Source organism: Streptomyces sp. NPDC028991 (assembly GCF_055564775.1).
The window spans coordinates 1-22,185 of sequence record NZ_JBVHVP010000020.1 but is presented as its reverse complement, the minus strand read 5'-3'; the positions used below and the strand labels follow the sequence as shown (position 1 = coordinate 22,185).

Annotated in this window: 21 protein-coding genes and 1 riboswitch; of the genes, 13 read left to right on the top strand and 8 right to left on the bottom strand. The window is 71.0% G+C overall.

All coding sequences use genetic code 11. From position 1 onward, the window contains the following. The first annotated feature begins 151 nt into the window (after positions 1-151). Both whiG and ACZ4V1_RS28880 read left to right on the top strand, forming a co-directional pair. Positions 152-994, top strand: coding sequence for an RNA polymerase sigma factor WhiG (gene whiG / locus ACZ4V1_RS28885; protein WP_055421734.1), 843 nt, complete (start codon positions 152-154; stop codon positions 992-994). Positions 995-1,122: 128 nt separating this feature from the next. Further along, positions 1,123-1,680 carry a TetR/AcrR family transcriptional regulator gene (locus ACZ4V1_RS28880; protein ID WP_468341813.1) on the top strand — a complete coding sequence of 186 codons (558 nt, stop codon included), beginning with the start codon at positions 1,123-1,125 and terminating at the stop codon, positions 1,678-1,680. 154 nt (positions 1,681-1,834) lie between these two features. Here ACZ4V1_RS28880 and ACZ4V1_RS28875 read toward each other — a convergent pair whose 3' ends face one another. Continuing rightward, positions 1,835-2,533 carry a murein hydrolase activator EnvC family protein gene (locus tag ACZ4V1_RS28875; protein ID WP_468341666.1) on the bottom strand — a complete coding sequence of 233 codons (699 nt, stop codon included), beginning with the start codon at positions 2,531-2,533 and terminating at the stop codon, positions 1,835-1,837. A gap of 271 nt (positions 2,534-2,804) precedes the next feature. On the opposite strand from ACZ4V1_RS28875, the gene rpsB reads away from it, so the two are divergent. The 10 genes from rpsB to ACZ4V1_RS28825 all read left to right on the top strand — a co-directional run bounded on the left by rpsB (position 2,805) and on the right by ACZ4V1_RS28825 (position 13,361). Beyond that, positions 2,805-3,761: a 30S ribosomal protein S2 gene (rpsB, locus tag ACZ4V1_RS28870; RefSeq protein ID WP_468341663.1), complete on the top strand. Its 957-nt coding sequence runs from the start codon at positions 2,805-2,807 to the stop codon at positions 3,759-3,761. A 156-nt stretch (positions 3,762-3,917) separates the two neighbouring features. Then, positions 3,918-4,754 carry a translation elongation factor Ts gene (tsf, locus tag ACZ4V1_RS28865; protein ID WP_468341660.1) on the top strand — a complete coding sequence of 279 codons (837 nt, stop codon included), beginning with the start codon at positions 3,918-3,920 and terminating at the stop codon, positions 4,752-4,754. A gap of 206 nt (positions 4,755-4,960) precedes the next feature. Further along, positions 4,961-5,719, top strand: coding sequence for a UMP kinase (pyrH, locus tag ACZ4V1_RS28860; RefSeq protein WP_468341657.1), 759 nt, complete (start codon positions 4,961-4,963; stop codon positions 5,717-5,719). Between the two features lie 181 nt (positions 5,720-5,900). Next, entirely contained in the window at positions 5,901-6,458 is a 558-nt protein-coding gene (frr, locus tag ACZ4V1_RS28855) for a ribosome recycling factor (protein WP_210960347.1), read from the top strand. Beyond that, positions 6,458-7,630: a phosphatidate cytidylyltransferase gene (locus tag ACZ4V1_RS28850; protein WP_468341653.1), complete on the top strand. Its 1,173-nt coding sequence runs from the start codon at positions 6,458-6,460 to the stop codon at positions 7,628-7,630. The genes frr and ACZ4V1_RS28850 overlap by 1 nt, the downstream gene beginning before the upstream one ends. 323 nt (positions 7,631-7,953) lie before the next feature. Next, positions 7,954-9,060 (top strand): dual-specificity RNA methyltransferase RlmN, encoded by a 1,107-nt coding sequence (gene rlmN, locus ACZ4V1_RS28845; RefSeq protein WP_468341650.1) that lies wholly within the window; start codon positions 7,954-7,956, stop codon positions 9,058-9,060. A gap of 66 nt (positions 9,061-9,126) precedes the next feature. Next, positions 9,127-9,232: riboswitch (TPP riboswitch) on the top strand. An 80-nt stretch (positions 9,233-9,312) separates the two neighbouring features. Further along, positions 9,313-10,398 (top strand): thiamine ABC transporter substrate-binding protein, encoded by a 1,086-nt coding sequence (locus ACZ4V1_RS28840; RefSeq protein ID WP_468341647.1) that lies wholly within the window; start codon positions 9,313-9,315, stop codon positions 10,396-10,398. After that, positions 10,374-12,044, top strand: coding sequence for an ABC transporter permease (locus ACZ4V1_RS28835; protein WP_468341644.1), 1,671 nt, complete (start codon positions 10,374-10,376; stop codon positions 12,042-12,044). The genes ACZ4V1_RS28840 and ACZ4V1_RS28835 overlap by 25 nt, the downstream gene beginning before the upstream one ends. 18 nt (positions 12,045-12,062) lie before the next feature. Then, complete coding sequence (locus tag ACZ4V1_RS28830; protein WP_468341641.1) at positions 12,063-13,082, top strand: ABC transporter ATP-binding protein; 1,020 nt, start codon at positions 12,063-12,065, stop codon at positions 13,080-13,082. A gap of 24 nt (positions 13,083-13,106) precedes the next feature. Then, positions 13,107-13,361, top strand: a complete 255-nt coding sequence (locus ACZ4V1_RS28825) for a hypothetical protein (protein WP_468341638.1) — start codon at positions 13,107-13,109, stop codon at positions 13,359-13,361. Between the two features lie 78 nt (positions 13,362-13,439). Here the strand turns inward: ACZ4V1_RS28825 and ACZ4V1_RS28820 are convergent, their stop codons facing one another. The 7 genes from ACZ4V1_RS28820 to ACZ4V1_RS28790 form a co-directional block, all read right to left on the bottom strand. Further along, positions 13,440-14,150, bottom strand: a complete 711-nt coding sequence (locus ACZ4V1_RS28820) for an LAETG motif-containing sortase-dependent surface protein (RefSeq protein ID WP_468341635.1) — start codon at positions 14,148-14,150, stop codon at positions 13,440-13,442. Positions 14,151-14,306: 156 nt separating this feature from the next. Continuing rightward, positions 14,307-15,461, bottom strand: a complete 1,155-nt coding sequence (locus ACZ4V1_RS28815; protein ID WP_468341633.1) for an LOG family protein — start codon at positions 15,459-15,461, stop codon at positions 14,307-14,309. Between the two features lie 26 nt (positions 15,462-15,487). Then, the gene (locus ACZ4V1_RS28810) at positions 15,488-15,895 is read right to left on the bottom strand and encodes a VOC family protein (protein ID WP_468341630.1); all 408 of its coding nucleotides are present in this window, start codon (positions 15,893-15,895) and stop codon (positions 15,488-15,490) included. A gap of 159 nt (positions 15,896-16,054) precedes the next feature. Continuing rightward, positions 16,055-17,536: a hypothetical protein gene (locus tag ACZ4V1_RS28805; protein ID WP_468341627.1), complete on the bottom strand. Its 1,482-nt coding sequence runs from the start codon at positions 17,534-17,536 to the stop codon at positions 16,055-16,057. After that, entirely contained in the window at positions 17,518-18,303 is a 786-nt protein-coding gene (locus tag ACZ4V1_RS28800) for an ABC transporter ATP-binding protein (protein WP_468341624.1), read from the bottom strand. The genes ACZ4V1_RS28805 and ACZ4V1_RS28800 overlap by 19 nt, the downstream gene beginning before the upstream one ends. 228 nt (positions 18,304-18,531) lie before the next feature. Next, the gene (locus ACZ4V1_RS28795) at positions 18,532-19,905 is read right to left on the bottom strand and encodes an aspartate aminotransferase family protein (protein WP_468341621.1); all 1,374 of its coding nucleotides are present in this window, start codon (positions 19,903-19,905) and stop codon (positions 18,532-18,534) included. 2 nt (positions 19,906-19,907) lie between these two features. Next, on the bottom strand, positions 19,908-20,423 hold the full coding sequence (locus tag ACZ4V1_RS28790; protein ID WP_468341619.1) for an Lrp/AsnC family transcriptional regulator: 516 nt from the start codon (positions 20,421-20,423) through the stop codon (positions 19,908-19,910). 202 nt (positions 20,424-20,625) lie between these two features. On the opposite strand from ACZ4V1_RS28790, the gene ACZ4V1_RS28785 reads away from it, so the two are divergent. Continuing rightward, a complete protein-coding gene (locus ACZ4V1_RS28785; protein WP_468341616.1) occupies positions 20,626-22,065 on the top strand; it encodes a gamma-aminobutyraldehyde dehydrogenase in 1,440 nt (479 codons plus the stop codon). Positions 22,066-22,185: the final 120 nt, after the last annotated feature.

Genomic DNA, 22,185 nt, shown 5'->3' with positions numbered 1-22,185 from the left:
AGCGGAACGTATCTGCGTACGGGCCCGCTCCGCTCTTCGCACACCGCGACAGTCCAGTCACGCTACGCTCACGAGGACCCCCACGCAGACAGCAGACCGGCGGCCTCACCCAGGCACACCAACATCACGGCAGAACGGCACAAGGCGACGAATGCCCCAGCACACCTCCGGGTCCGACCGGGCGGCGATCCCCCCAGCCGCCCGCGACGGTGGCAGCGTGCGACCGCCCGCCCCCTCGACGCTCGACGAGCTGTGGCGGTCGTACAAGGCGACGGGGGACGAGCGGCTGCGGGAACAGCTGATCCTGCACTACTCGCCCCTCGTGAAATACGTGGCGGGCCGGGTGAGTGTGGGACTGCCGCCCAACGTCGAGCAGGCCGACTTCGTCTCCTCGGGGGTGTTCGGACTGATCGACGCGATCGAGAAGTTCGACGTCGACCGCGAGATCAAGTTCGAGACGTACGCGATCACCCGGATCCGGGGTGCGATGATCGACGAGCTGCGCGCCCTGGACTGGATCCCGCGATCGGTCCGGCAGAAGGCGCGCAACGTGGAGCGCGCCTACGCGACGCTGGAGGCACGGCTGCGCCGCACCCCGTCGGAGAGCGAGGTGGCCGTCGAGATGGGGATCGCGGTGGAGGACCTCCACGCCGTCTTCAGCCAGTTGTCGCTGGCCAACGTGGTGGCGTTGGAGGAACTGCTGCACGCCGGGGGCGAGGGCGGGGACCGGCTGAGCCTCATGGACACGCTGGAGGACACCGCCGCCGACAATCCCGTGGAGGTCGCCGAGGACCGGGAGCTGCGGCGTTTCCTGGCACGGGCGATCAACACGCTGCCGGAGCGGGAGAAGACCGTCGTCACCCTCTACTACTACGAGGGCCTCACGCTCGCGGAGATCGGGAACGTGCTGGGCGTGACGGAGAGCCGGGTCAGCCAGATCCACACCAAGTCGGTGTTGCAACTGCGTGCCAAGCTGGCGGGATTCGGCCGCTGACCAGGTCTTGTGAAGTGGAGCCGACCCCTGTGGTGACCCGGACGGCTGTCGTGCGGTCGGGTGGGTGACTCCCGTACGGGCCGGCGCGTCCGTAAAGTGGGGGCGTGCCAAGGATTCGAGCGGCCTCCGTGGCCGAGCACCGGTCGATGCAGCGTGCCGCCCTGCTGGACGCGGCACGCTCCCTGCTGTCCGACGGCGGAACGGAGGCGCTGACCTTCCCCGCCCTCGCCGAACGGACCGGCCTCGCCCGGTCGTCCGTCTACGAGTACTTCCGGTCACGGGCGGCGGTCGTCGAGGAGCTGTGCGCCGTCGACTTCCCGGTCTGGGCCGCGGAGGTCGAGGCGGCCATGGAAGGCGAGGCGACCCCCGAGGCCAAGGTCGAGGCGTATGTGCGCAAGCAGCTCGGCCTCGTCGGGGACCGTCGCCACCGGGCCGTCGTGGCCATCTCGGCGAGCGAGCTGGACGCCGGTGCGCGGGAGAAGATCCGGGCAGCGCACGGCGGGCTGATCGCGATGATCGTCGAGGCGCTGGGGGAGATGGGGCACGAGCAGCCGCGGCTGGCGGCGATGCTGCTCCAGGGAGTCGTGGACGCGGCCGTGCGGCGGATCGAGCTGGGGGCGGCGGAGGAGCCGACGGCCGTCACGGAGGCGGCGGTCTCCATGGCGTTGCGGGGCGTGCGGGGCTGATCGCGAGGGCGGTCGACAGCCTCGTCGTCCACATGCGGTCCTTCGGGCCGGGAACGGGTGTCCGGTCCGGCGCTACGGGGTGCGCTCCCCGGCTGCGTCCCCGAGGCGGAGGCACCCGGGCCGCCCCGCCGCTCATGGCGGTTCCCCCCGGTCGTCACGACACCGGGGGAGGCGCGGCCCCGTCCGCGGCCTGCGGAAGCGGGACTCCGAGGACCGGCAGCAGCCTTGACGGGCCCCCGTCGAGCAGCCATGCCGGGAGGACCGACAGCGGGTTCAGGTAGACGTCGCCCCGCAGCAGACCCCAGTGCAGGCAGCCCGTGCAGTGCGAGCCCGTCGGTTCCACCGTGCCGAGTACGTCGCCCGCCGCCACCTCGTCGCCCTTCCGCACCGACACCGCCACGGGTTCGTAGGTCGTCCGCAGGGGCGGGTCACCCGTTCCGGTCAGTTCCAGCGAGACGACGCCCCTGCCCGCCACCCGCCCCGCGAACGACACCCGCCCCGCCGCCACCGCCCGGGCCGGGGCCCCGCCCACCGCCGCGAGGTCCACGCCGCGATGGCCCGGGCCGTACGGGCTCGCCGGGGGCTCCCAGCCCCGCAGGACCGCGGGCCGGACGCCGACCGGCCAGTGGCGGGCCACCGCCGGCACCGTCGGGTCCGGACCCCGTCCGGTGTCCGTGACCGCCGACGCCGACGCCGACGCCGACGCCGACGCCGACGCCGACGCCGACGTCAACGCCGACGCCGACGCCGACGCCGGTGACACCGGCGGCGCCGCTCGCGGCGGCCCCGGGGCCAGGACGGTCAGCAGCAGCACGACCCATGTACACGCACTCACACATCGCCTCGCTCGCATGCGAGAACCGTCCCGCACCAGGGCCGGCCGCCGTCCGGCCCTGTGGACCGCCACTCGGTTGTGGGCAGCCGCGTCACCCGCTACCCCGCCGGTCCCGTACACTTCTGGTGGCGATCCGGGTCACCGGGTCGACTTCGCACGCCCCGGCACGATGCCCTTCAAGGCTGGTGTCAGCGCCCCTCGGTCCTTAGCGGCAGGCGCATCGCGGGCGTCAGGCGCGGGAGCCGTCCGGCTTCCGCGGCACAACCGAGAAACTCGAGGAGATACGGCCATGGCCGTCGTCACGATGCGGGAGCTGCTGGAAAGCGGCGTCCACTTCGGTCACCAGACCCGTCGTTGGAACCCGAAGATGAAGCGGTTCATCTTCACGGAGCGCAACGGCATCTACATCATCGACCTGCTCCAGTCGCTGTCGTACATCGACCGCGCCTACGAGTTCGTCAAGGAGACCGTCGCCCACGGCGGCACGGTCATGTTCGTCGGCACGAAGAAGCAGGCGCAGGAGGCCATCGCCGAGCAGGCCACCCGCGTCGGCATGCCCTACGTCAACCAGCGCTGGCTGGGCGGCATGCTCACCAACTTCTCGACCGTCTACAAGCGCCTGCAGCGCCTGAAGGAGCTCGAGCAGATCGACTTCGAGGACGTGGCCGCCTCCGGCCTCACCAAGAAGGAGCTGCTGGTCCTCTCCCGCGAGAAGGCCAAGCTGGAGAAGACCCTCGGCGGTATCCGCGAGATGTCCAAGGTGCCCAGCGCCGTCTGGATCGTGGACACCAAGAAGGAGCACATCGCGGTCGGCGAGGCCCGGAAGCTCAACATCCCGGTCGTCGCCATCCTCGACACCAACTGCGACCCCGACGAGGTCGACTACAAGATCCCGGGCAACGACGACGCGATCCGCTCCGTCACCCTGCTCACCCGCGTGATCGCCGACGCCGTCGCCGAGGGCCTCATCGCCCGCTCCGGCGCCGCCGCCGGTGACAAGGGCGACAAGGCCGCCGGCGAGCCGCTCGCCGCCTGGGAGCGCGACCTGCTCGAGGGCGAGAAGGCCGAGAAGAAGGCCGACGCCGAGACCGCCGAGAAGCCCGCCGAGGCTCCGGCCGCCGAGGCTGCCCCCGCCGAGGCCCCCGCCGCCGAGGCTCCGGCTGCCGAGGCTGCCCCCGCCGAGGCCGCCCCCGCCGAGGCTCCGGCTGCCGAGGCTGCTCCGGCCGCCGAGGGCGAGCAGGCCTGACCGTCCCGTCGGCGTCGACGGCGGGAGCGGTGACATCGAAACCGCTCCCGCCGTTCACCCGTAGGTCGGTGGAAGATCACGGACCTGCAGCTCCATGCAGGTCCGTGATCCCGCAGATCTTCGATCTTCCAGACTTCCAGAAAGATTCACAGACTCATGGCGAACTACACCGCCGCCGACGTCAAGAAGCTTCGTGAGCTGACCGGCGCCGGCATGATGGACTGCAAGAAGGCGCTGGACGAGGCCGACGGCAGCGTCGAGAAGGCCGTCGAGGCGCTCCGCATCAAGGGTCAGAAGGGCGTCGCCAAGCGCGAGGGCCGCTCTGCCGAGAACGGCGCCGTCGTCTCGATCATCGCCGACGACAACACCTCGGGTGTCCTCGTCGAGCTGAAGTGCGAGACGGACTTCGTCGCCAAGGGCGACAAGTTCCAGAACGTCGCCAAGGCCATCGCCGAGCACGTCGCCAAGGCCGCCCCGGCCGACCTCGAGGCCCTGCTCGCCTCCGAGATCGAGCCCGGCAAGACCGTCCAGGCGTACGTGGACGAGGCCAACGCCAACCTCGGCGAGAAGATCGTCCTGGACCGCTTCGCGCAGTTCTCCGGCGGCTTCGTGACCGCGTACATGCACCGTACGATGCCCGACCTGCCCCCGCAGATCGGTGTCCTCGTCGAGCTGGACAAGCCGAACGCCGAGATCGCCAAGGGCGTCGCCCAGCACATCGCCGCCTTCGCGCCGAAGTACCTCTCCAAGGAGGACGTCCCGGCCGAGGTCGTCGAGTCCGAGCGCCGCGTCGCCGAGGAGACCACCCGCGCCGAGGGCAAGCCCGAGGCCGCCCTGCCGAAGATCGTCGAGGGTCGCCTCAACGGCTTCTTCAAGGACGCCACGCTGCTGGGCCAGCCCTACGCGCTCGACAACAAGAAGTCCGTCCAGAAGGTGCTGGACGAGGCCGGTGTCACCCTGAAGCGCTTCTCGCGCATCAAGGTCGGCATCTGAGTCCGTACCGCGACGGACGCGCGACCCCGGTAGGGTCGACAGCAGTCGTCGGCGCCGTTCGCGTACGCCGTTGCGTACGCGCGCGTGGCGGCGGGCGACAGCAGATCTGACGAGGAGGCCATTGCCGCGTATGGGATGCGAAACACGCCCCCACCGGCAGTGGCCTTCTTCGTGTGTGTGACCCACGTAAAAGAGGCGAGATCTCCATGACCACCAAGGCCGAGAAGAGCGACGACGGCAAAGTACGCGGCCGCTTCATGCTGAAGCTGTCCGGAGAGGCCTTCTCCGGCGGTGGGGGCCTGGGCGTCGACCCCGACGTGGTGCACGCCATCGCCCGTGAGATCGCGGCCGTCGTCCGGGACGGCGCGCAGATCGCGATCGTCATCGGCGGCGGCAACTTCTTCCGTGGCGCCGAGCTGCAGGTGCGCGGCATGGACCGCGCCCGCTCCGACTACATGGGCATGCTCGGCACCGTGATGAACTGCCTGGCCCTCCAGGACTTCCTGGAGAAGGAGGGCGTCGACTGCCGTGTGCAGACCGCCATCACCATGGGCCAGGTCGCCGAGCCGTACATCCCGCTGCGCGCCGTGCGCCACTTGGAGAAGGGCCGCGTGGTCATCTTCGGCGCCGGTATGGGCATGCCCTACTTCTCCACCGACACCACCGCCGCCCAGCGCGCCCTCGAGATCGACGCCGAGGCACTGCTCATGGGCAAGAACGGCGTGGACGGGGTCTACGACTCCGACCCGAAGACCAACCCGGACGCCGTGAAGTTCGACGCGCTCGGGTACGGCGAGGTCATCACCCGTGACCTGAAGGTCGCCGACGCGACGGCCGTCACGCTCTGCCGCGACAACAGCCTCCCGATCGTGGTCTTCGAGCTCCTGAAGGAGGGCAATATCGCCCGCGCCGTCAAGGGTGAGAAGATCGGCACGCTTGTGGGTGACCAAGGCACCCGGGACTGACCGGAGAAGCACCCCCTGTCCGCGGACGCCACCTGTCCGGGGGACGGACGGGACGGGGCCGGGCCGGGGGATGGACAATGTCCCGCCGGTCGGGAACCGTGCAGGAAGAACGCGACGCAGCCGGCCGCCGCCCCGACAGGGAACCGCAGCCGGGCCTACTCAAGACACGCAGGAGCAAGTGGTGATCGAAGAGACCCTCCTCGAGGCCGAGGAGAAGATGGAGAAGGCCGTCGTGGTCGCCAAGGAGGACTTCGCCGCGATCCGCACCGGCCGTGCGCACCCGGCGATGTTCAACAAGATCGTGGCCGACTACTACGGCGCGCTGACGCCGATCAACCAGCTGGCCTCGTTCTCCGTGCCCGAGCCGCGCATGGCCGTGGTGACCCCCTTCGACAAGAGCGCCCTGCGCAACATCGAACAGGCGATCCGCGACTCCGACCTGGGCGTCAACCCCAGCAACGACGGCAACATCATCCGGGTGGTGTTCCCCGAGCTCACCGAGGAGCGCCGCCGCGACTACATCAAGGTCGCCAAGAGCAAGGCCGAGGACGCCAAGGTCTCCATCCGCTCCGTGCGCCGCAAGGCCAAGGACGCCATCGACAAGATGGTCAAGGACGGCGACGTCGGCGAGGACGAGGGCCGCCGCGCGGAGAAGGAGCTCGACGACACCACCGCCAAGTACGTCGCCCAGGTGGACGAGCTCCTGAAGCACAAGGAAGCGGAGCTGCTCGAGGTCTGATGAACGACTCTTCCTGGGGAGCGCCGCCACAAGCCGGGTACTGGGGGGCGTCCGACCAGGGGCCTGTCCAGGGGGCTGCCCCGGCGGGTCCCGCGTACGATGCGCTATACGCGCAGCAGACTCGCCCCATGCCCATCGTGCCCGACGTACCCGAACACGGCGGAGACCAGGATGACGACCAGGGGGCCGCTCGGCTGAGCGGCCCCTTGTTCGGAGACGAGCCGTTCCGCGACCAGTCGTACCGCGACGAGCCGTATCGCGACGAGAGCACGTCGGCGCAGCCGTATGCGGCGGTGCCGCAGAATCCGGAGCCCATGCCCGAGGTCCCCCAGCCGGCGCAGCCGCAGCCGCAGAAGAAGACCGCGGGGCGTGACCTGGGTGCCGCGATAGGGGTCGGCGTCGGGCTCGGCGCGGTGATCGTCGCGTCGCTGTTCGTCGTCAAGGCCGTCTTCGTCGGCGTGGTCGCGGTCGCGGTCGTGGTGGGCCTGTGGGAGCTGACCAAGCGGCTGGAGGAGCGCAAGGGCATCAAGGCGCCCCTCGTACCGCTCGCGATCGGCGGCGCGGCGATGGTGGTCGCCGGGTATGTACGGGGCGCCGAGGGAGCGTGGGTCGCCATGGCGCTCACGGCACTGGCGGTCCTCGTCTGGCGGATGACCGAGCCGCCGGAGGGCTACCTCAAGGACGTCACGGCGGGTCTGTTCGCGGCGTTCTACGTGCCGTTCCTGGCCACGTTCGTCGCGATGATGCTCATGGCGGACGACGGCTCGCGGCGCGTCCTGGTCTTCCTGGTGCTGACGGTCGTCAGCGACACCGGCGCCTACGCCGTGGGCTGGCGCTTCGGCAAGACCAAGCTCGCCCCGCGCATCAGCCCCGGCAAGACCCGCGAGGGCCTGCTCGGAGCGGTGTCGTTCGCGATGGTGGCGGGCGCGCTGTGCATGCAGTTCCTGATCGACGACGGCACCTGGTGGCAAGGCCTGCTGCTCGGCCTCGCGGTCGCCGTCAGCGCCACGCTGGGCGACCTCGGCGAGTCCATGATCAAGCGCGACCTCGGCATCAAGGACATGGGCACGCTGCTGCCGGGCCACGGCGGCATCATGGACCGCCTGGACTCGCTGCTGCCGACGGCTCCGGTGGTGTGGCTGCTGTTTGTGATCTTCGTCGGGTCCGGGTGACGAGCCACTCGTCCTCTCGGCGTGTGAGGCCCGCCGCCCCTGCCCCGGGGCGGCGGGTTCAGCCGTATCCTGGGCATCCGGGGCACAGGGGGAATCATGTTCGGAGTCCGGCGGAACAGGACGCGGTCGTGCGACTGGTGTGGAGTGCCGGTGACACGGCCGCGGCGCTGGCGATGGCATCAGTACTGCAGCCCGGCACACCGCCGCAGGAGCCGCGTCGTCCGAGCCGTCATGAACTTCCTGGACGGCATGGCGTCCTGAGGAACGGCCCGCCCCCGGCGGCGGGAACCGCCCCGGAATCGATCTGCGACACTGGTTGAGTCATGCCTAAGCCCGGAGAACTCACATTCGTCGCCCCCCGCGCAGCCAAGAAGCCGCCGCGGCACCTCGCCGACCTCACGCCCGCCGAGCGCAAGGAGGCCGTCGCCGCCATCGGCGAGAAGCCGTTCCGCGCGAAGCAGCTCTCGCAGCACTACTTCGCGCGGTACGCGCACGACCCCGAGCAGTGGACCGACATCCCGGCCGGCTCGCGCCAGGGGCTCCGGGAGGCGCTGCTGCCCGAGCTGATGTCGGTCGTGCGGCATCTGTCGACCGACCAGGGCACCACCCGCAAGACGCTGTGGAAACTGTTCGACGGGACGCTCGTCGAGTCCGTCCTCATGCGCTACCCGGACCGGGTGACCATGTGCATCAGCTCCCAGGCGGGCTGCGGCATGAACTGCCCGTTCTGCGCCACGGGGCAGGCCGGCCTCGACCGGAACCTGTCGACGGCCGAGATCGTGCACCAGATCGTCGACGGGATGCGGGCGCTCAGGGACGGCGAGGTCCCCGGAGGGCCGGCCCGGCTGAGCAACATCGTGTTCATGGGCATGGGCGAGCCCCTCGCCAACTACAACCGCGTCGTCGGGTCCATCCGCCGCCTCACCGATCCCGAGCCGGACGGGCTGGGGCTCTCCCAGCGCGGCATCACCGTCTCCACGGTCGGCCTCGTCCCGGCGATCCACCGCTTCGCCGACGAGGGCTTCAAATGCCGCCTCGCCATCTCGCTGCACGCGCCGGACGACGAGCTGCGCGACACCCTCGTCCCCGTCAACACGCGCTGGAAGGTGCGTGAGGTACTGGACGCCGGTTTCGAGTACGCCGAGCGGTCGGGCCGGCGGCTGTCCATCGAGTACGCGCTGATCCGGGACATCAACGACCAGGCCTGGCGCGGCGACCGGCTCGGGCGGCTGCTCAAGGGCAGGCCCGTGCACGTCAACCTCATCCCGCTCAACCCCACGCCCGGCTCGAAGTGGACCGCGTCGCGGCCCGAGGACGAGAAGGCGTTCGTCGAGGCGATCGCGGCGCATGGTGTGCCGGTGACGATCCGGGACACCCGTGGGCAGGAGATCGACGGGGCGTGTGGTCAGCTCGCCGCGAGCGAGCGGTAACCTGGCCGACGTCGTACAGCGTCGTACGACGGCTTCATACGGAAGTACGCAGAGAAGTACATCTTCATATTCCGACAGGGGAGCGCCACAGCGCTGAGAGTGCGGCACCGGCCGCAGACCCTCCGAACCTGGCCCAGGTCATTCTGGGTAGGGAGATCGGTCACCACTCGAGCTGTTGCGCCCTGCCCGGGACCCTCGCCAGGGGTTCCCGGGCGGGGCCGCGTCTTCTCCTGGTCACCCAGGAGGGATTCAGTGAGCATCACCAAGAAGGTCACCGCGCTGGCGGTCGGGCTGGGCATGGCCGGCGGCCTCGCCGCGTGCGGATCGTCGTCCGAAGGGGACGGCGGGGGTTCCGGCGGCTCCAAGACCGTGACCCTCGTCAGCCACGACTCGTGGGCCGTCTCGGAGGACGTCATCGCCGCCTTCGAGAAGAGCTCCGGCTACCAGGTCGAGGTCCTGGAGGACGGCGACGCCGGGCAGGCCGTCAACAAGGCGATCCTCACCAAGGACAACCCGCAGGGCGACGTCTTCTTCGGCGTCGACAACACGCTGCTGTCCCGGGCGCTCGACAACGGGCTGTTCCAGCCGTACGAGGCAAAGGGCCTCGACCAGGTCGGCGCCGCCTTCCGGACCGACACGAAGCACCGGGTCACGCCCGTCACCACCGGCGACATCTGCGTCAACTACGACAAGGCGTACTTCGGCAAGCACAAGCTGACCCCGCCGGACTCCTTCGACGATCTGGTCAAGCCCGAGTACAAGGATTTGCTCGTCACCGAGAACGCGGCCGGTTCCTCACCCGGCCTCGGCTTCCTGCTCGGCACCGCCGCCAGGTACGGCGACGACGGCTGGCAGGACTACTGGAAGAAGCTCGAGGCGAACGGAGTCAAGGTCGTCGACAGCTGGGAGCAGGCGTACAACGAGGAGTTCTCCGGTTCGGCCGGCGGCAAGAAGGCCAAGGGCGACCGCCCGCTCGTCGTCTCCTACGCCTCGTCCCCGCCCGCCGAGGTCATCTACGCCGACCCGCAGCCGGCCACCGCGCCGACGGGTGTCTCGACCGGCACCTGCTTCCGGCAGGTCGAGTACGCGGGTCTGCTGAGCAACGCCGGGAATCCGGAGGGCGGCAAGGCGCTCCTCGACTTCCTCATCGGTGAGCGGTTCCAGGAGGACCTGCCGCTGAACATGTTCGTCCACCCGGTGCGGAAGGGCGCCGAGATCCCCGAGGCGTTCCGGAAGTTCGGGCCGCCTGCCAGGGATCCGGAGACCATGGACCCGGCGAAGATCGCCGACAACCGCGACCAGTGGGTCAAGTCGTGGACCTCACTCGTACTGAAGTAGGCAAGGCCGGGACTGCGCGCGGGAGCGCGGCGCGGCTCGCCCTGATGGCCGTGCCCGTCGCGTTCTTCGCGGTGTTCTTCGCCTACCCCGTCGCCGCGATCGTCGCACGCGGACTGGAGGTCGACGGCTCCTGGCGGCTCGGGCGGATCGCGGACGTACTCGCCCAGCCCGACGTCCGGCACGTGCTGTGGTTCACCACCTGGCAGGCGCTGGCCTCCACCGCGCTCACCCTGCTGATCGCACTGCCCGGCGCCTACGTCTTCGCCCGCTTCGACTTCCCCGGCAAGCAGATCCTGCGGGCCGTGGTGACCGTGCCGTTCGTGCTGCCGACGGTCGTCGTCGGGACCGCTTTCCTGGCGCTGGTCGGGCGCGGCGGGCTGCTCGACGAGTTGTGGGGCGTACGGCTGGACACCAGCGTGTGGGCGATCCTGCTCGCGCACGTCTTCTTCAACTACGCCGTTGTCGTACGCACCGTCGGCGGCCTCTGGTCGCAGCTCGACCCGCGCCAGGAGGAGGCCGCGCGGATGCTCGGTGCCTCGCGGCTCAAGGCCTGGCGGCAGGTGACGCTGCCCGCGCTCGCGCCCGCGGTGGCCGCCGCCGCCCTGATGGTGTTCCTGTTCACCTTCACCTCCTTCGGGATCGTCCAGATCCTCGGCGGGCCCGCCTTCTCCACCCTGGAGGTGGAGATCTACCGGCAGACCTCGCAGTTCTTCGACCTGTCCACGGCCGCCGTGCTGACGCTGATCCAGTTTGCCGCGGTGGCCGGCATCCTCGCCGTGCACGCCTGGACCGTACGGCGGCGGGAGACGGCCCTGCGGCTGGTGGACGCGGCCACGACCGCGCGCCGGCCGCGCGGGACCGGGCAGTGGGCGCTGCTGGCCGGGGTCCTGATCACCGTCGCGGTGCTGCTGGTGCTGCCGCTCGCCGTGCTGGTCGAGCGGTCACTGGGTGCGCCGGGCCTCGGCTACTACCGGGCGCTGACCCGCGAGGACGGCGGCACCTTCCTCGTCCCGCCGATCGAGGCGATCGGCAACTCCCTCCAGTACGCCGTCGCCGCCACCGCCATCGCCGTGGTGATCGGCGCGCTGGCCGCCACCGCGCTCACCCGCCGCGACGCGGGCCGTTTCGTACGCGGCTTCGACGCGCTGCTGATGCTGCCGCTCGGGGTCTCCGCCGTGACGGTCGGCTTCGGATTCCTGATCGCGCTGGACGAGCCCCCGCTGGACCTCCGGTCGTCGTGGATCCTCGTGCCGCTCGCGCAGGCGCTCGTCGGCGTCCCCTTCGTCGTACGGACCATGCTGCCGGTGCTGCGGGCGGTGGACGTACGGCTGCGGGAGGCGGCGTCCGTGCTCGGGGCGTCGCCGTGGCGGGTGTGGCGTGAGGTCGATCTGCCGATGGTGCGGCGGGCGCTGCTGGTCGCGGCCGGCTTCGCCTTCGCGGTGTCGCTCGGGGAGTTCGGCGCGACCGTGTTCATCGCGCGGCCCGACAACCCGACCCTGCCGGTCGCCGTGGCGCGGCTGCTGGGCCGGCCCGGGGACATGAACTACGGCCAGGCGATGGCCCTGTCGACGATTCTGATGCTGGTGTGCGCAGTGGCTCTGGTGGTGCTGGAGCGGCTGCGGACCGACCGGAGCGGGGAGTTCTAGGATGCGGGGGTTCCGGAGATGCTGCTGAGCCTTGAGGGCGCGACGGTCCGCTTCGGCGGGCGGGCCGTGCTCGACGCCGTGGGCCTGGACGTCGCCGAGCACGAGGTGGTGTGTGTGCTCGGGCCCAGCGGCAGCGGCAAGTCGACGCTGCTGCGGGCGGTCGCCGGGCTCCAGCCGCTGGACGCCGGGCGGGTGACGCTCGACGGGCGGGACCAGGCCGGGGTGCCCGCGCACAAGCGGGAGGTCGGGCTGATGTTCCAGGACCACCAGCTCTTCCCGCAGCGGGACGTGGCCGGAAACATCGCCTTCGGGCCCCGGATGCGTGGCGCTTCCAGAGCCGAACAGCGGGAGCGGGTGCGCGAGTTGCTGGAACTGGTGGGGCTGCCGGACGCCGCCCGCCGGTCCGTCGCCGCCCTGTCCGGCGGGGAACAGCAGCGGGTGGCGCTGGCCCGCGCCCTCGCGTCCCGGCCCCGGTTGCTGATGCTGGACGAGCCGCTCGGCCAGCTCGACCGTTCGCTGCGGGAGCGGCTCGTCGTGGAACTCCGGGAGCTGTTCGGCCGGTTGGGCACCACCGTGCTCGCCGTGACGCACGACCAGGGCGAGGCCTTCGCGCTCGCCGACCGGGTCGTGGTGATGCGGGACGGGCGGATCGCCCAGTCGGGCACGCCGCTCGAGGTGTGGCAGCGGCCGGCCGACGCGTTCGTGGCCCGCTTCCTCGGCTTCGACAACGTCGTCGAGGCGACCGTCGCAGGGCAGGCCGCGGACACCCCGTGGGGCAAGGTGCCGGTCCCCGAGGACGCCCCGCAGGGAACGCGCACCCTGCTCGTGCGGCCCGCCGGGGTCCGTCTGGTGCCCGCCGACGCGGGCCTGCGCTGCACGGTCACCGCCCGTACCTTCCGCGGCACCCACGTCGCCGTCCACCTCCGGCCGGGGGACGCGCCGCGGCTGGAGGCGGCGTGTGGCCTGCGGACGGCACCGGAGGTCGGGGACGTGGTGGGGGTGGAGTTCGACGCGGCGGAAATCGCCGTGCTCGGGTGATCGTCCCGCTCGTAGGGCGGTGGCATGGCACTCCTCGGGCATGACCGCTACGGCGACGAAACCGCCCACCGGGTGGGCCGGTTCGGGTCCGTACTGTCCTCCCGGCACCGGCCTGTCCGCCACCGTGCCGATCTGTCGGACCGGCCGTTCGAGGCGCTCGCGGCCGACGTGGCCGCCGACGCGATCGACGAGTGGCTGGAGATCGTGCGGTTCGTGCAGCGGGTCCTTCCGGACGGACCGGTGGAGGACCCCGCGTGCGCCGGGCCGGAGCATCCCTGACGCCGCGCGACACGACGTGACGGTGGCCCGGCCCCGGCCGGGGCCGGGCCACCGTGCTGCGTGCCGGGGCGCGGTGCGTCAGCGGTTGCTGTTCGCTCCGCGGCGGCGCAGGCCGAAGAAGACCGCGCCGCCACCGATGGCGACCAGGGCCGCCGCGACGCCGGCGATCATGCCGGTGTTGGAGTTGGCGCCGGTTTCGGCGAGGTTGGACTCACCGGCCGCCGGGGACGGGGCGTTGCTCGGCACGGCCGCCGGTGCGGTGCTCTCGCTCTGGGACGGTGCCGGGGCCGACGTGGACGGTGCCGGGGCCGGCGTTTCCGTCTCCTCGGCCGGGGTGGAAGAGCTTTCCGACGGGGTCGGGGTCGGCGTGTCCTCCGTCTCGCAGGGGGTCGACGGGGTCACGAGGTTGGGCTTGATGTCCTCGTCGACGTACTTGTCGGCCTTGACATGGATGCGGTACTCGGCGTTCGGCTTCCAGTCCGCGGCGAAGGTGATGGTGCTGCCCTCGCGCGAACCCTTGACCACCTGCTCGCCGATCTTCTCGGCGTCGGCACCGTTGTTCTGCAGGTACACGGTGACGGTGGCGGGGATGCCGGCGGGGTCCACGTCGGTGACGGTGATGACACCCTTGTCGCCCTCGCACTTGGCGGCGGCGGAGAACTCGCTGATGTCGCAGGCGAGGGCGTTGCCGGCGGCGCCGATCGCCAGGGCCACCGAGGCGGAGGCGACGCCGAGGGCGCGAACGCTACGGCGCGATGCCGTGCTTCTGAGTATGGACAGGACTGCCACGTTTGTCCTTTACGGGAGCGCAGATGCGGGGGGTGGAGTGAGGGCTGATGCGCGGTGACGCGGTACCAGCACACCCACGAGTCTCACTGGTCTATAAGCGGTGCGTAAGAAGTGTCAACGCATATGCCGGTCAAGGGCGTTGACTTTGCCGTCTCATTAACCGCCGAGACGTTTCAGCGCTCCAGGAGCCTCCTCGATCCGGTCGACCAGAGCGATCCGGGACTCCATCGTCCGCCCCTCGGCGAGCGAGGCGAGCAGCGGCCAGGCGGGCAGCTTCTTCGTCCAGTGCGCCCGGTCCACCAGCACCATCGGCGTGGGTACGCCCCGCGACTCGTAGTAGTTCGGCGTCGCGTTGTCGAAGACCTCCTGCACGGTCCCGGCGGCGCCCGGCAGGAAGACCACGCCCGCGTTCGAGCGGGCCAGCAGGCCGTCCTCGCGGGTGGCGTTGGCGAAGTACTTGGCGATGTGCGCGGCGAAGGCGTTGGGCGGCTCGTGGCCGTAGAACCAGGTGGGGACGCCGACCGACGGGCCACCCCCGGGCCAGCGTTCGCGGACCTCGAAGGCGGAGCGCGCCCAGTCCGTGACCGAGGGCGTGAACGACGCGACCTTGGCGAGGAGGAGCAGCGCCTCGTCCAGCATGCCGTCGTCGAACGGGGCGGCGTAGGCGCCGAGGTTCGCCGCCTCCATCGCGCCCGGACCGCCGCCGGTGGCCACGGTGAACCCGGCGCGGGCCAGCTCGCGGCCCAGGCGGGCGGCGCCCGCGTAGGCTCCGGTGCCGCGCGCCATGGCGTGGCCGCCCATGACTCCCACCACCCGGTCGCCGACGAGGAGTTCGTCGATCGCGTCCGAGACGGCGTCGTCGTGAATCGCGCGCAGCATGGAGGCGAAGACATCGCCGTCCGCCTTGGTCTCCTGGAACCAGTCGTAGGCGAGGGCGTCCGGTGTCGCCTCGTAGCCCTCGCCGAGACGGGCGTACAGCTCACCGGGGGAGTAGACGCGTGCGCGGTACGGATCGAAGGGCAGGCCCGGTATGGGCGGGAAGACCAGGGCGCCGGCGGCGCGCACTCGGGCGGCGGCCTCCGGTGCCATCGGGCAGCCGAGGAAGACGGCACCCGTGGGGTCCGCGGACATCAAGGCGTCCGTGCGGGCCGTCAGATCGACGGCCTGGACGCGGTAGTGGGCGAGTGTGCCGTGCGCCGAGAAGACGGAGTCGAACTCGGCGAGGCTCTCGATCTCCCGGTCGTGGGAGGCGTGGTGGGACTGGAGCTGAGCCTGTGACCGGGCCTTGGGCCGGGCGGGTGTCGGATCCACCCGCCCATGCTAGGCCCGCGGTCGGCTCAGCCCTCGACCGCCGCCGGGTCCATCCACACGACCTCGAAGGTGTGGCCGTCGATGTCGTCGAAGGCGCGGCCGTACATGAAGCCGTGGTCCTGGGTCTCGCCGGACACCGAGCCGCCGGCCGCGACCGCCTTCTCCACCAGCTCGTCGACCTTCTCGCGGCTCTCGGCGCTCAGCGCGATCAGCACCTCGCTGGACTTCGTCGAGTCCACGATCTCCTTCTTCGTGAACTGGCGGTACTTCTCCGGCGTGTGCACCATCACGACGATGGCCTCGCTCAGGGGGATCGACGCGGTGGTGTCGTCGCTGAACTGGGCGTTGATCTCGTATCCGAGCTCGGTGAAGAACTTCTTCGAGGCGTCGAGGTTGTTGGTGGCCAGGTTCACGAAGATCATCTGCTGGTACATGGGGGCCTCTCCCGTCGGTGTGCTGCTGTTCTCATGCCGTTCGAGAGGTTAGACGCGGGTGGTGCGCGGAACTCATCGCGGATTCGCGGATTTCTTCGAGGACTTTTCCACCGGGTCACTGGGGTCACCGGGACCACCGGGATCAGCGGGCGTGGTGTCTCAGCCGGCCAGGGGCAGTGCTGCCAGCTGCGCGACGATCAGGGTCAGGGGACCGAACAGGGCGAGCAGCGCGCCGGCGCGAACGGCGGCCGCGGCGCGCAGGGTCGCCGGGGGCGCGCCCAGCCGCAGCAGGGCGTCCGTCGTGTCGACGCGGGCGTGTTTCGCCTCGACGGCGGCGGTGAGGAGGGTGGCCACCGTGCAGCCGCCCACGAGGAGGGCGCCGAGGACGCTCAGTGGGCCGAAGCCCGGTCCGTCCGTGCCGTGCAGGGCGGTCCCCGCGTAGCCGGCGGAGGCCACGGCGCAGACGACGCCGAGGGGACGGCCGATGCGGTGTGACTCCTCCATCAGGACCCGGCCGGCCAGGAGGCGCATGGCGCCGGGGCGGGCGGTCTGGAGCAGTCGGCCGCACAGGTGGGTGAGGCCGGGGCCGGCCAGGGCGAGGCCCAGGGCGGTGAGGGCCCAGCCGCAGAGGACGCCGGCGGAGGGGGTGGCGCCGGGGGCGGGGGCGGCGGCCGTGTTGCCGGCGTAGGTCTCCACGGCGAGGCCCGCGGTGAGTACGGCGATGCCCCAGGGGAGGGTGGTGTTCTGGGGACGGGGCGTGGGTGTGGGCGCGGTCGATGCCGATGCCGATGCCGATGCCGATGCCGAGTCCGAGTCCGAGGCCGGGGGGTCGGGTACGGCGTCCGGCGTCGGCCGCGGGACGTCCGTCGTGGCCGCGGGGCGGGTGGCGCCGGCCTGCGTCAGCAGGGCCCCTCCTCCGGAGGGGGGACCCCCAGCGCCCACGCGGGCCGCCCCAGCGGCAGGGCCGCCCGCAGGGTCCACGGCGGGACTGCCCGCAGGCTGGGCGTGCCGGGCCCGGGCCAGGCGGGCGCCGTAGCGGCCGTAGGCGCCGAACGTCTCGCGGGCCGCTCCCCAGCCATAGGCGCCGAAACGGCCGTAGCGACGGGAGCCGGTGGGCGGGGTGGGCCGGGGCTCGCGGGGGCGCAGCGTGAGCGCCACGGCGGCCGACGCGGTGGCCGGGACCAGGGCCAGCAGTGTCAGCGCCGCCGGGAAGGGGAGGGGCCGGCCGGGTGCCAGGGCGTCGGTCACCGCGCCGTCGAAGGGCGGGCCCGTCAGGTCGCCGCGCAGGTGGAGGAAGACGAGCAGCCCCGCCACCGAGCCGAGCGCGCAGGTCAGGGCCGTGGTCGCCGCCGAGACGGCCATCAGCCGGCCGGGGCCCAGGCCGATCGCCGACAGCCCCGGGCGGGGCCGGGTACCGGGATCGGTGCGGGCCACGGCGACGGCGAGGTACACCGTGGCGGCGAGGGGTGCCGCGCACCAGGCCAGGCGGAGTGCGGAGGTGCCGGGTGCGCCCGGGTGGGTCATCGCGTGGCCGAGGGCGCACAGCAGCAGGAAGCCCGTGCCCGCCGAGGCCACCGCGACCAGCAGTCGGCGCAGTTGCACGGCGAGGTGGGCGGCGCGGGTCAGGCGGAGAGCGAGCACGCCGCCCGGCCTTCCGTTCCGGGGGTCCCCGTGGTCCCGCCGGCTCCTGTCGCCACCGTCGTCTCGGCGACCGGGGGCAGGTGCACGGTCCGTACCCGCCGCCCGTCCAGCAGGGCCACCGTGCGGTCCGCCAGGGCGGCGGTCCGCGCGTCGTGCGTGGCGAGCAGGACGGTGATCCCGTGCGAGCGGGCCGCCGTGGTGAGCGTCCGCAGGACGTGGGCGCGGTCGGCGCGGTGCAGGGGGGCCGTCGGCTCGTCGGCGAAGAGGACCGCGGGGGCGACGGCGAGCGCGCGGGCGATGCAGACGCGCTGCCGCTCGGCCTGCTGGAGCTCCTCCGGGCGCCGACGGGCCTTGTCACCGACGTCGAGGCGTTCCAGCCACTCCAGGGCGGCGGTCTTGGCCCGGCGCCGGCCGGTGCCGCGCAGCATGAGCGGGAGGGCGGCGTTCTCCCACGCGTTCAGCTCCGGGACGAGCACGGGGGCGGGGTCGATCCAGCCGAAGCGGTCGCGGCGCAGTCGCTCGCGGCCGAGCGGGCCCATGGAGTGCATCGGCACGCTGTTGAACCACACCTCGCCCTCCTGCGGCCGGACCAGCCCGGACAGACAGCGCAGCAGCGTGGTCTTGCCACTGCCGCGCGGGCCGCTCACGGCGAGGATCTCGCCCTCGCGGACGCCGAGCGACACGCCTTGAAGCGCGGGGGAGCCGTCGTGGTGCTGGAAGCGCAGGGCGTGGGCCCAGAGCACGTCGTTGTCCGGCGGGGCCTCCATGGGCGTACACCTCGGTTCTGATCCGTATTTCCCCGGTCGTGTCCCTCTTCCGGGGGAACGAAGGTGGGGCCGATCGGTCACTGGGCACGGTAAGGAGTCCCCGCGGAGGAAGCCGGACAGCACGCGGCCCCGGGCCGCCGTTCTCACTCGAACGGACGGCGCCGGGGCCGGTGATGATCATCCAGAAGGATGATCGGAGCTGTGCCTGGTTCCAGGGCACCGCCCGGATCAGAGCTTGGTCCACGCCTCCGTCAGCGTGGCGCGCAGAATCTGCTCGATCTCGTCGAAGGTCTCCTGGTTGGAGATCAGCGGCGGGGCGAGCTGGATGACCGGGTCGCCGCGGTCGTCGGCACGGCAGTACAGGCCGTTCTCGAAGAGCTTCTTGGAGAGGAAGCCGTACAGGACGCGCTCGGTCTCCTCGTCGGTGAAGGACTCCTTGGTGTTCTTGTCCTTGACCAGCTCGATGCCGTAGAAGAAGCCGTTGCCGCGGACGTCGCCGACGATCGGCAGGTCGAGGAGCTTCTCCAGGGTCGCCCGGAAGTTGCCCTCGTTGTCCAGCACGTGCTGGTTGAGGCCCTCGCGCTCGAACAGGTCGAGGTTGGCGACGCCGACCGCGGCGGAGACCGGGTGGCCGCCGAAGGTGTAGCCGTGCAGGAAGGTGTTGTCGCCCTTGTAGAACGGCTCGGCCAGGCGGTCGGAGATGATGCAGGCGCCGATCGGGGAGTAGCCCGAGGTCATGCCCTTCGCGCAGGTGATCATGTCCGGGACGTAGCCGAACTTGTCGCAGGCGAAGGTCGTGCCCAGGCGGCCGAAGGCGCAGATGACCTCGTCCGAGACGAGCAGCACGTCGTACTGGTCGCAGATCTCGCGCACCCGCTGGAAGTAGCCGGGCGGGGGCGGGAAGCAGCCGCCGGCGTTCTGCACGGGCTCCAGGAAGACGGCCGCGACCGTCTCCGGGCCCTCGAACAGGATCTGCTGCTCGATCTGGTCGGCGGCCCAGCGGCCGAAGGCCTCGGGGTCGTCGCCGAAGAGCGGGGCGCGGTAGATGTTGGTGTTCGGCACCTTGTGCGCGCCCGGGACGAGCGGCTCGAAGGGGGCCTTGAGGGCGGGCAGGCCGGTGATGGACAGGGCGCCCTGCGGGGTGCCGTGGTAGGCGACCGCGCGGGAGATGACCTTGTACTTGGTCGGCTTGCCGGTCAGCTTGAAGTACTGCTTGGCCAGCTTCCAGGCGGTCTCGACCGCCTCACCGCCGCCGGTGGTGAAGAAGACCTTGTTGAGGTCGCCGGGGGCCTCGTCGGCCAGGCGCTCGGCCAGCTCCACGGCCTTCGGGTGGGCGTAGGACCACACCGGGAAGAAGGCGAGCTCCTGCGCCTGCTTCGAGGCGGTCTCGGCCAGCTCCGTGCGGCCGTGTCCGGCCTGGACCACGAACAGGCCGGCGAGACCGTCGAGGTAGCGCTTGCCCTTGTCGTCGTAGATGTGGGTGCCCTCACCGCGGACGATGGTGGGGACGGGTGCGTTCTCGTACGACGACATGCGGGTGAAGTGCATCCACAGGTGGTCGTACGCGGTCCTGCTGAGGTCCTTGGGGCTGTCGGTGCTCACGATTATCGGGTTCCCCACATATAGGTCTGCTTCTTGAGCTTCATGTAGACGAAGCTCTCGGTGGAGCGCACTCCGGGGACGGCCCGGATGCGTTTGTTGATGACGTCCAGAAGGTGGTCGTCGTCCTCGCAGACGACCTCCACCATCAGGTCGAAGGAGCCCGCGGTCATCACCACGTACTCGCATTCGGACATGGCCGTCACCGCGTCGGCGACGGACTCCACGTCGCCCTCGACATTGACGCCGACCATCGCCTGTCGCCGGAATCCCACGGTGAGCGGGTCCGTGACGGCGACGATCTGCATCACGCCCTGGTCGAGGAGCTTCTGGACGCGCTGGCGCACGGCCGCCTCCGAAAGGCCCACGGCCTTGCCGATGGCGGCGTACGGCCGGCGGCCGTCCTCCTGGAGCTGCTCGATGATGGCGAGGGAGACGGCGTCCAACTGGGGACCGCCGTTCCTGGACTCGCGGGAGTCCCTCTGGTCTGCGCTTCGACTGGCCACGGCTTCACTGTGCACGACGTCTCGACAGTTTTGCAAGGCCGAATCGATGAAATTCGTTGTCTGTGAGGTCAGACTCTACGGATTTCGCAACCTTGAGGTGACCGGGGGTGTTGAAAACGTCGGGTCTCCGTCTAGGGTGGGTGTCTCAGTGTTTGGACAGCGGAGCGGTCCGGACATCGAGAGACCTGAAGTAGACACCGAACTTGGAGGGCCGGCAGTGAGCACCGAGCTGCGTCGTCTGCGCAACTACATCGACGGTGAGTTCCGGGACGCCGCCGACGGACGGACCACCGAGGTGGTCAACCCCGCCACCGGCGAGGCCTACGCGACCGCCCCCCTGTCCGGGCAGGCGGACGTGGACGCCGCCATGGCGGCCGCCGCCGCGGCCTTCCCGGCCTGGCGGGACCTGGTCCCGGCCGAGCGGCAGAAGGCCCTGCTGAAGATCGCGGACGCGTTCGAGGAGCGGGCCGAGGAGCTGATCGCGGCCGAGGTGGAGAACACGGGCAAGCCCATCGGGCTGACCCGCTCCGAGGAGATCCCGCCGATGGTCGACCAGATCCGCTTCTTCGCGGGCGCGGCCCGGATGCTGGAGGGGCGAAGCGCCGGTGAGTACATGGAGGGCCTGACCTCCATGATCCGCCGCGAGCCGATCGGGGTCTGCGCGCAGGTCGCGCCGTGGAACTACCCGATGATGATGGCCGTGTGGAAGTTCGCCCCGGCGCTCGCCGCGGGCAACACGGTCGTCCTGAAGCCCTCGGACACCACCCCCGCGTCCACGGCCCTGATGGCCGACATCATCGGCTCGATCGTGCCCAAGGGCGTCTTCAACGTCGTCTGCGGCGACCGCGACACCGGCCGCCTGATGGTCGAGCACGAGACCCCGGCGATGGCCTCCATCACCGGCTCGGTGCGGGCCGGCATGTCGGTCGCCGAGTCGGCGTCGAAGGACCTCAAGCGCGTCCACCTGGAGCTGGGCGGCAAGGCACCGGTCGTGGTCTTCGAGGACACCGACATCCCCAAGGCCGTCGAGGGCATCTCGGAGGCGGGCTACTTCAACGCCGGCCAGGACTGCACCGCGGCCACTCGCGTGCTGGTTCACGAGTCGGTCCACGACGAGTTCGTGAGCGCGCTCGCGAAGGCCGCGTCCGAGATCAAGACCGGTCAGCCGGACGACGAGGACGTCATGTACGGCCCGCTCAACAACCCCAACCAGCTCAAGCAGGTCGCCGGGTTCATCGAGCGGCTCCCCGCCCACGCCAAGGTCGAGGCGGGCGGCCACCAGGTCGGCGAGAAGGGCTACTTCTACGCCCCGACCGTCGTCTCGGGCCTCAGGCAGGACGACGAGATCGTCCAGAAGGAGGTCTTCGGTCCCGTCATCACGGTCCAGGCCTTCCGCGACGAGGACCAGGCGGTCGAGTGGGCCAACGGCGTCGAGTACGCGCTGGCCTCCTCGGTGTGGACCAAGGACCACGGCCGCGCCATGCGGATGTCCAAGAAGCTGGACTTCGGCTGCGTGTGGATCAACACCCACATCCCGCTGGTCGCCGAGATGCCGCACGGCGGCTTCAAGAAGTCCGGCTACGGCAAGGACCTGTCGTCGTACGGCTTCGACGACTACACGCGGGTCAAGCACGTGATGACGTCGCTGGACGGGTGACGCCTGATGCGGGCGAAGCGGGCCCCGAAAGGAGCCCCCCCCGGGGCGCGGCGCGTTTCCCCCTAAACCGCCCCCATCGCCAAAGGGTCGGGACTCGGGGGCGCTGTTCTCCGCCACATC

Coding starts and splice junctions, on each gene's coding strand:
- whiG (WP_055421734.1), top strand. CDS start 152: ATGCCCCAGCACACCTCCGGGTCCGACCGGGCGGCGATCCCCCCAGCC.
- ACZ4V1_RS28875 (WP_468341666.1), bottom strand. CDS start 2,533: ATGCGAGCGAGGCGATGTGTGAGTGCGTGTACATGGGTCGTGCTGCTG.
- rpsB (WP_468341663.1), top strand. CDS start 2,805: ATGGCCGTCGTCACGATGCGGGAGCTGCTGGAAAGCGGCGTCCACTTC.
- tsf (WP_468341660.1), top strand. CDS start 3,918: ATGGCGAACTACACCGCCGCCGACGTCAAGAAGCTTCGTGAGCTGACC.
- pyrH (WP_468341657.1), top strand. CDS start 4,961: ATGACCACCAAGGCCGAGAAGAGCGACGACGGCAAAGTACGCGGCCGC.
- ACZ4V1_RS28850 (WP_468341653.1), top strand. CDS start 6,458: ATGAACGACTCTTCCTGGGGAGCGCCGCCACAAGCCGGGTACTGGGGG.
- rlmN (WP_468341650.1), top strand. CDS start 7,954: ATGCCTAAGCCCGGAGAACTCACATTCGTCGCCCCCCGCGCAGCCAAG.
- ACZ4V1_RS28830 (WP_468341641.1), top strand. CDS start 12,063: ATGCTGCTGAGCCTTGAGGGCGCGACGGTCCGCTTCGGCGGGCGGGCC.
- ACZ4V1_RS28825 (WP_468341638.1), top strand. CDS start 13,107: ATGGCACTCCTCGGGCATGACCGCTACGGCGACGAAACCGCCCACCGG.
- ACZ4V1_RS28810 (WP_468341630.1), bottom strand. CDS start 15,895: ATGTACCAGCAGATGATCTTCGTGAACCTGGCCACCAACAACCTCGAC.
- ACZ4V1_RS28800 (WP_468341624.1), bottom strand. CDS start 18,303: ATGGAGGCCCCGCCGGACAACGACGTGCTCTGGGCCCACGCCCTGCGC.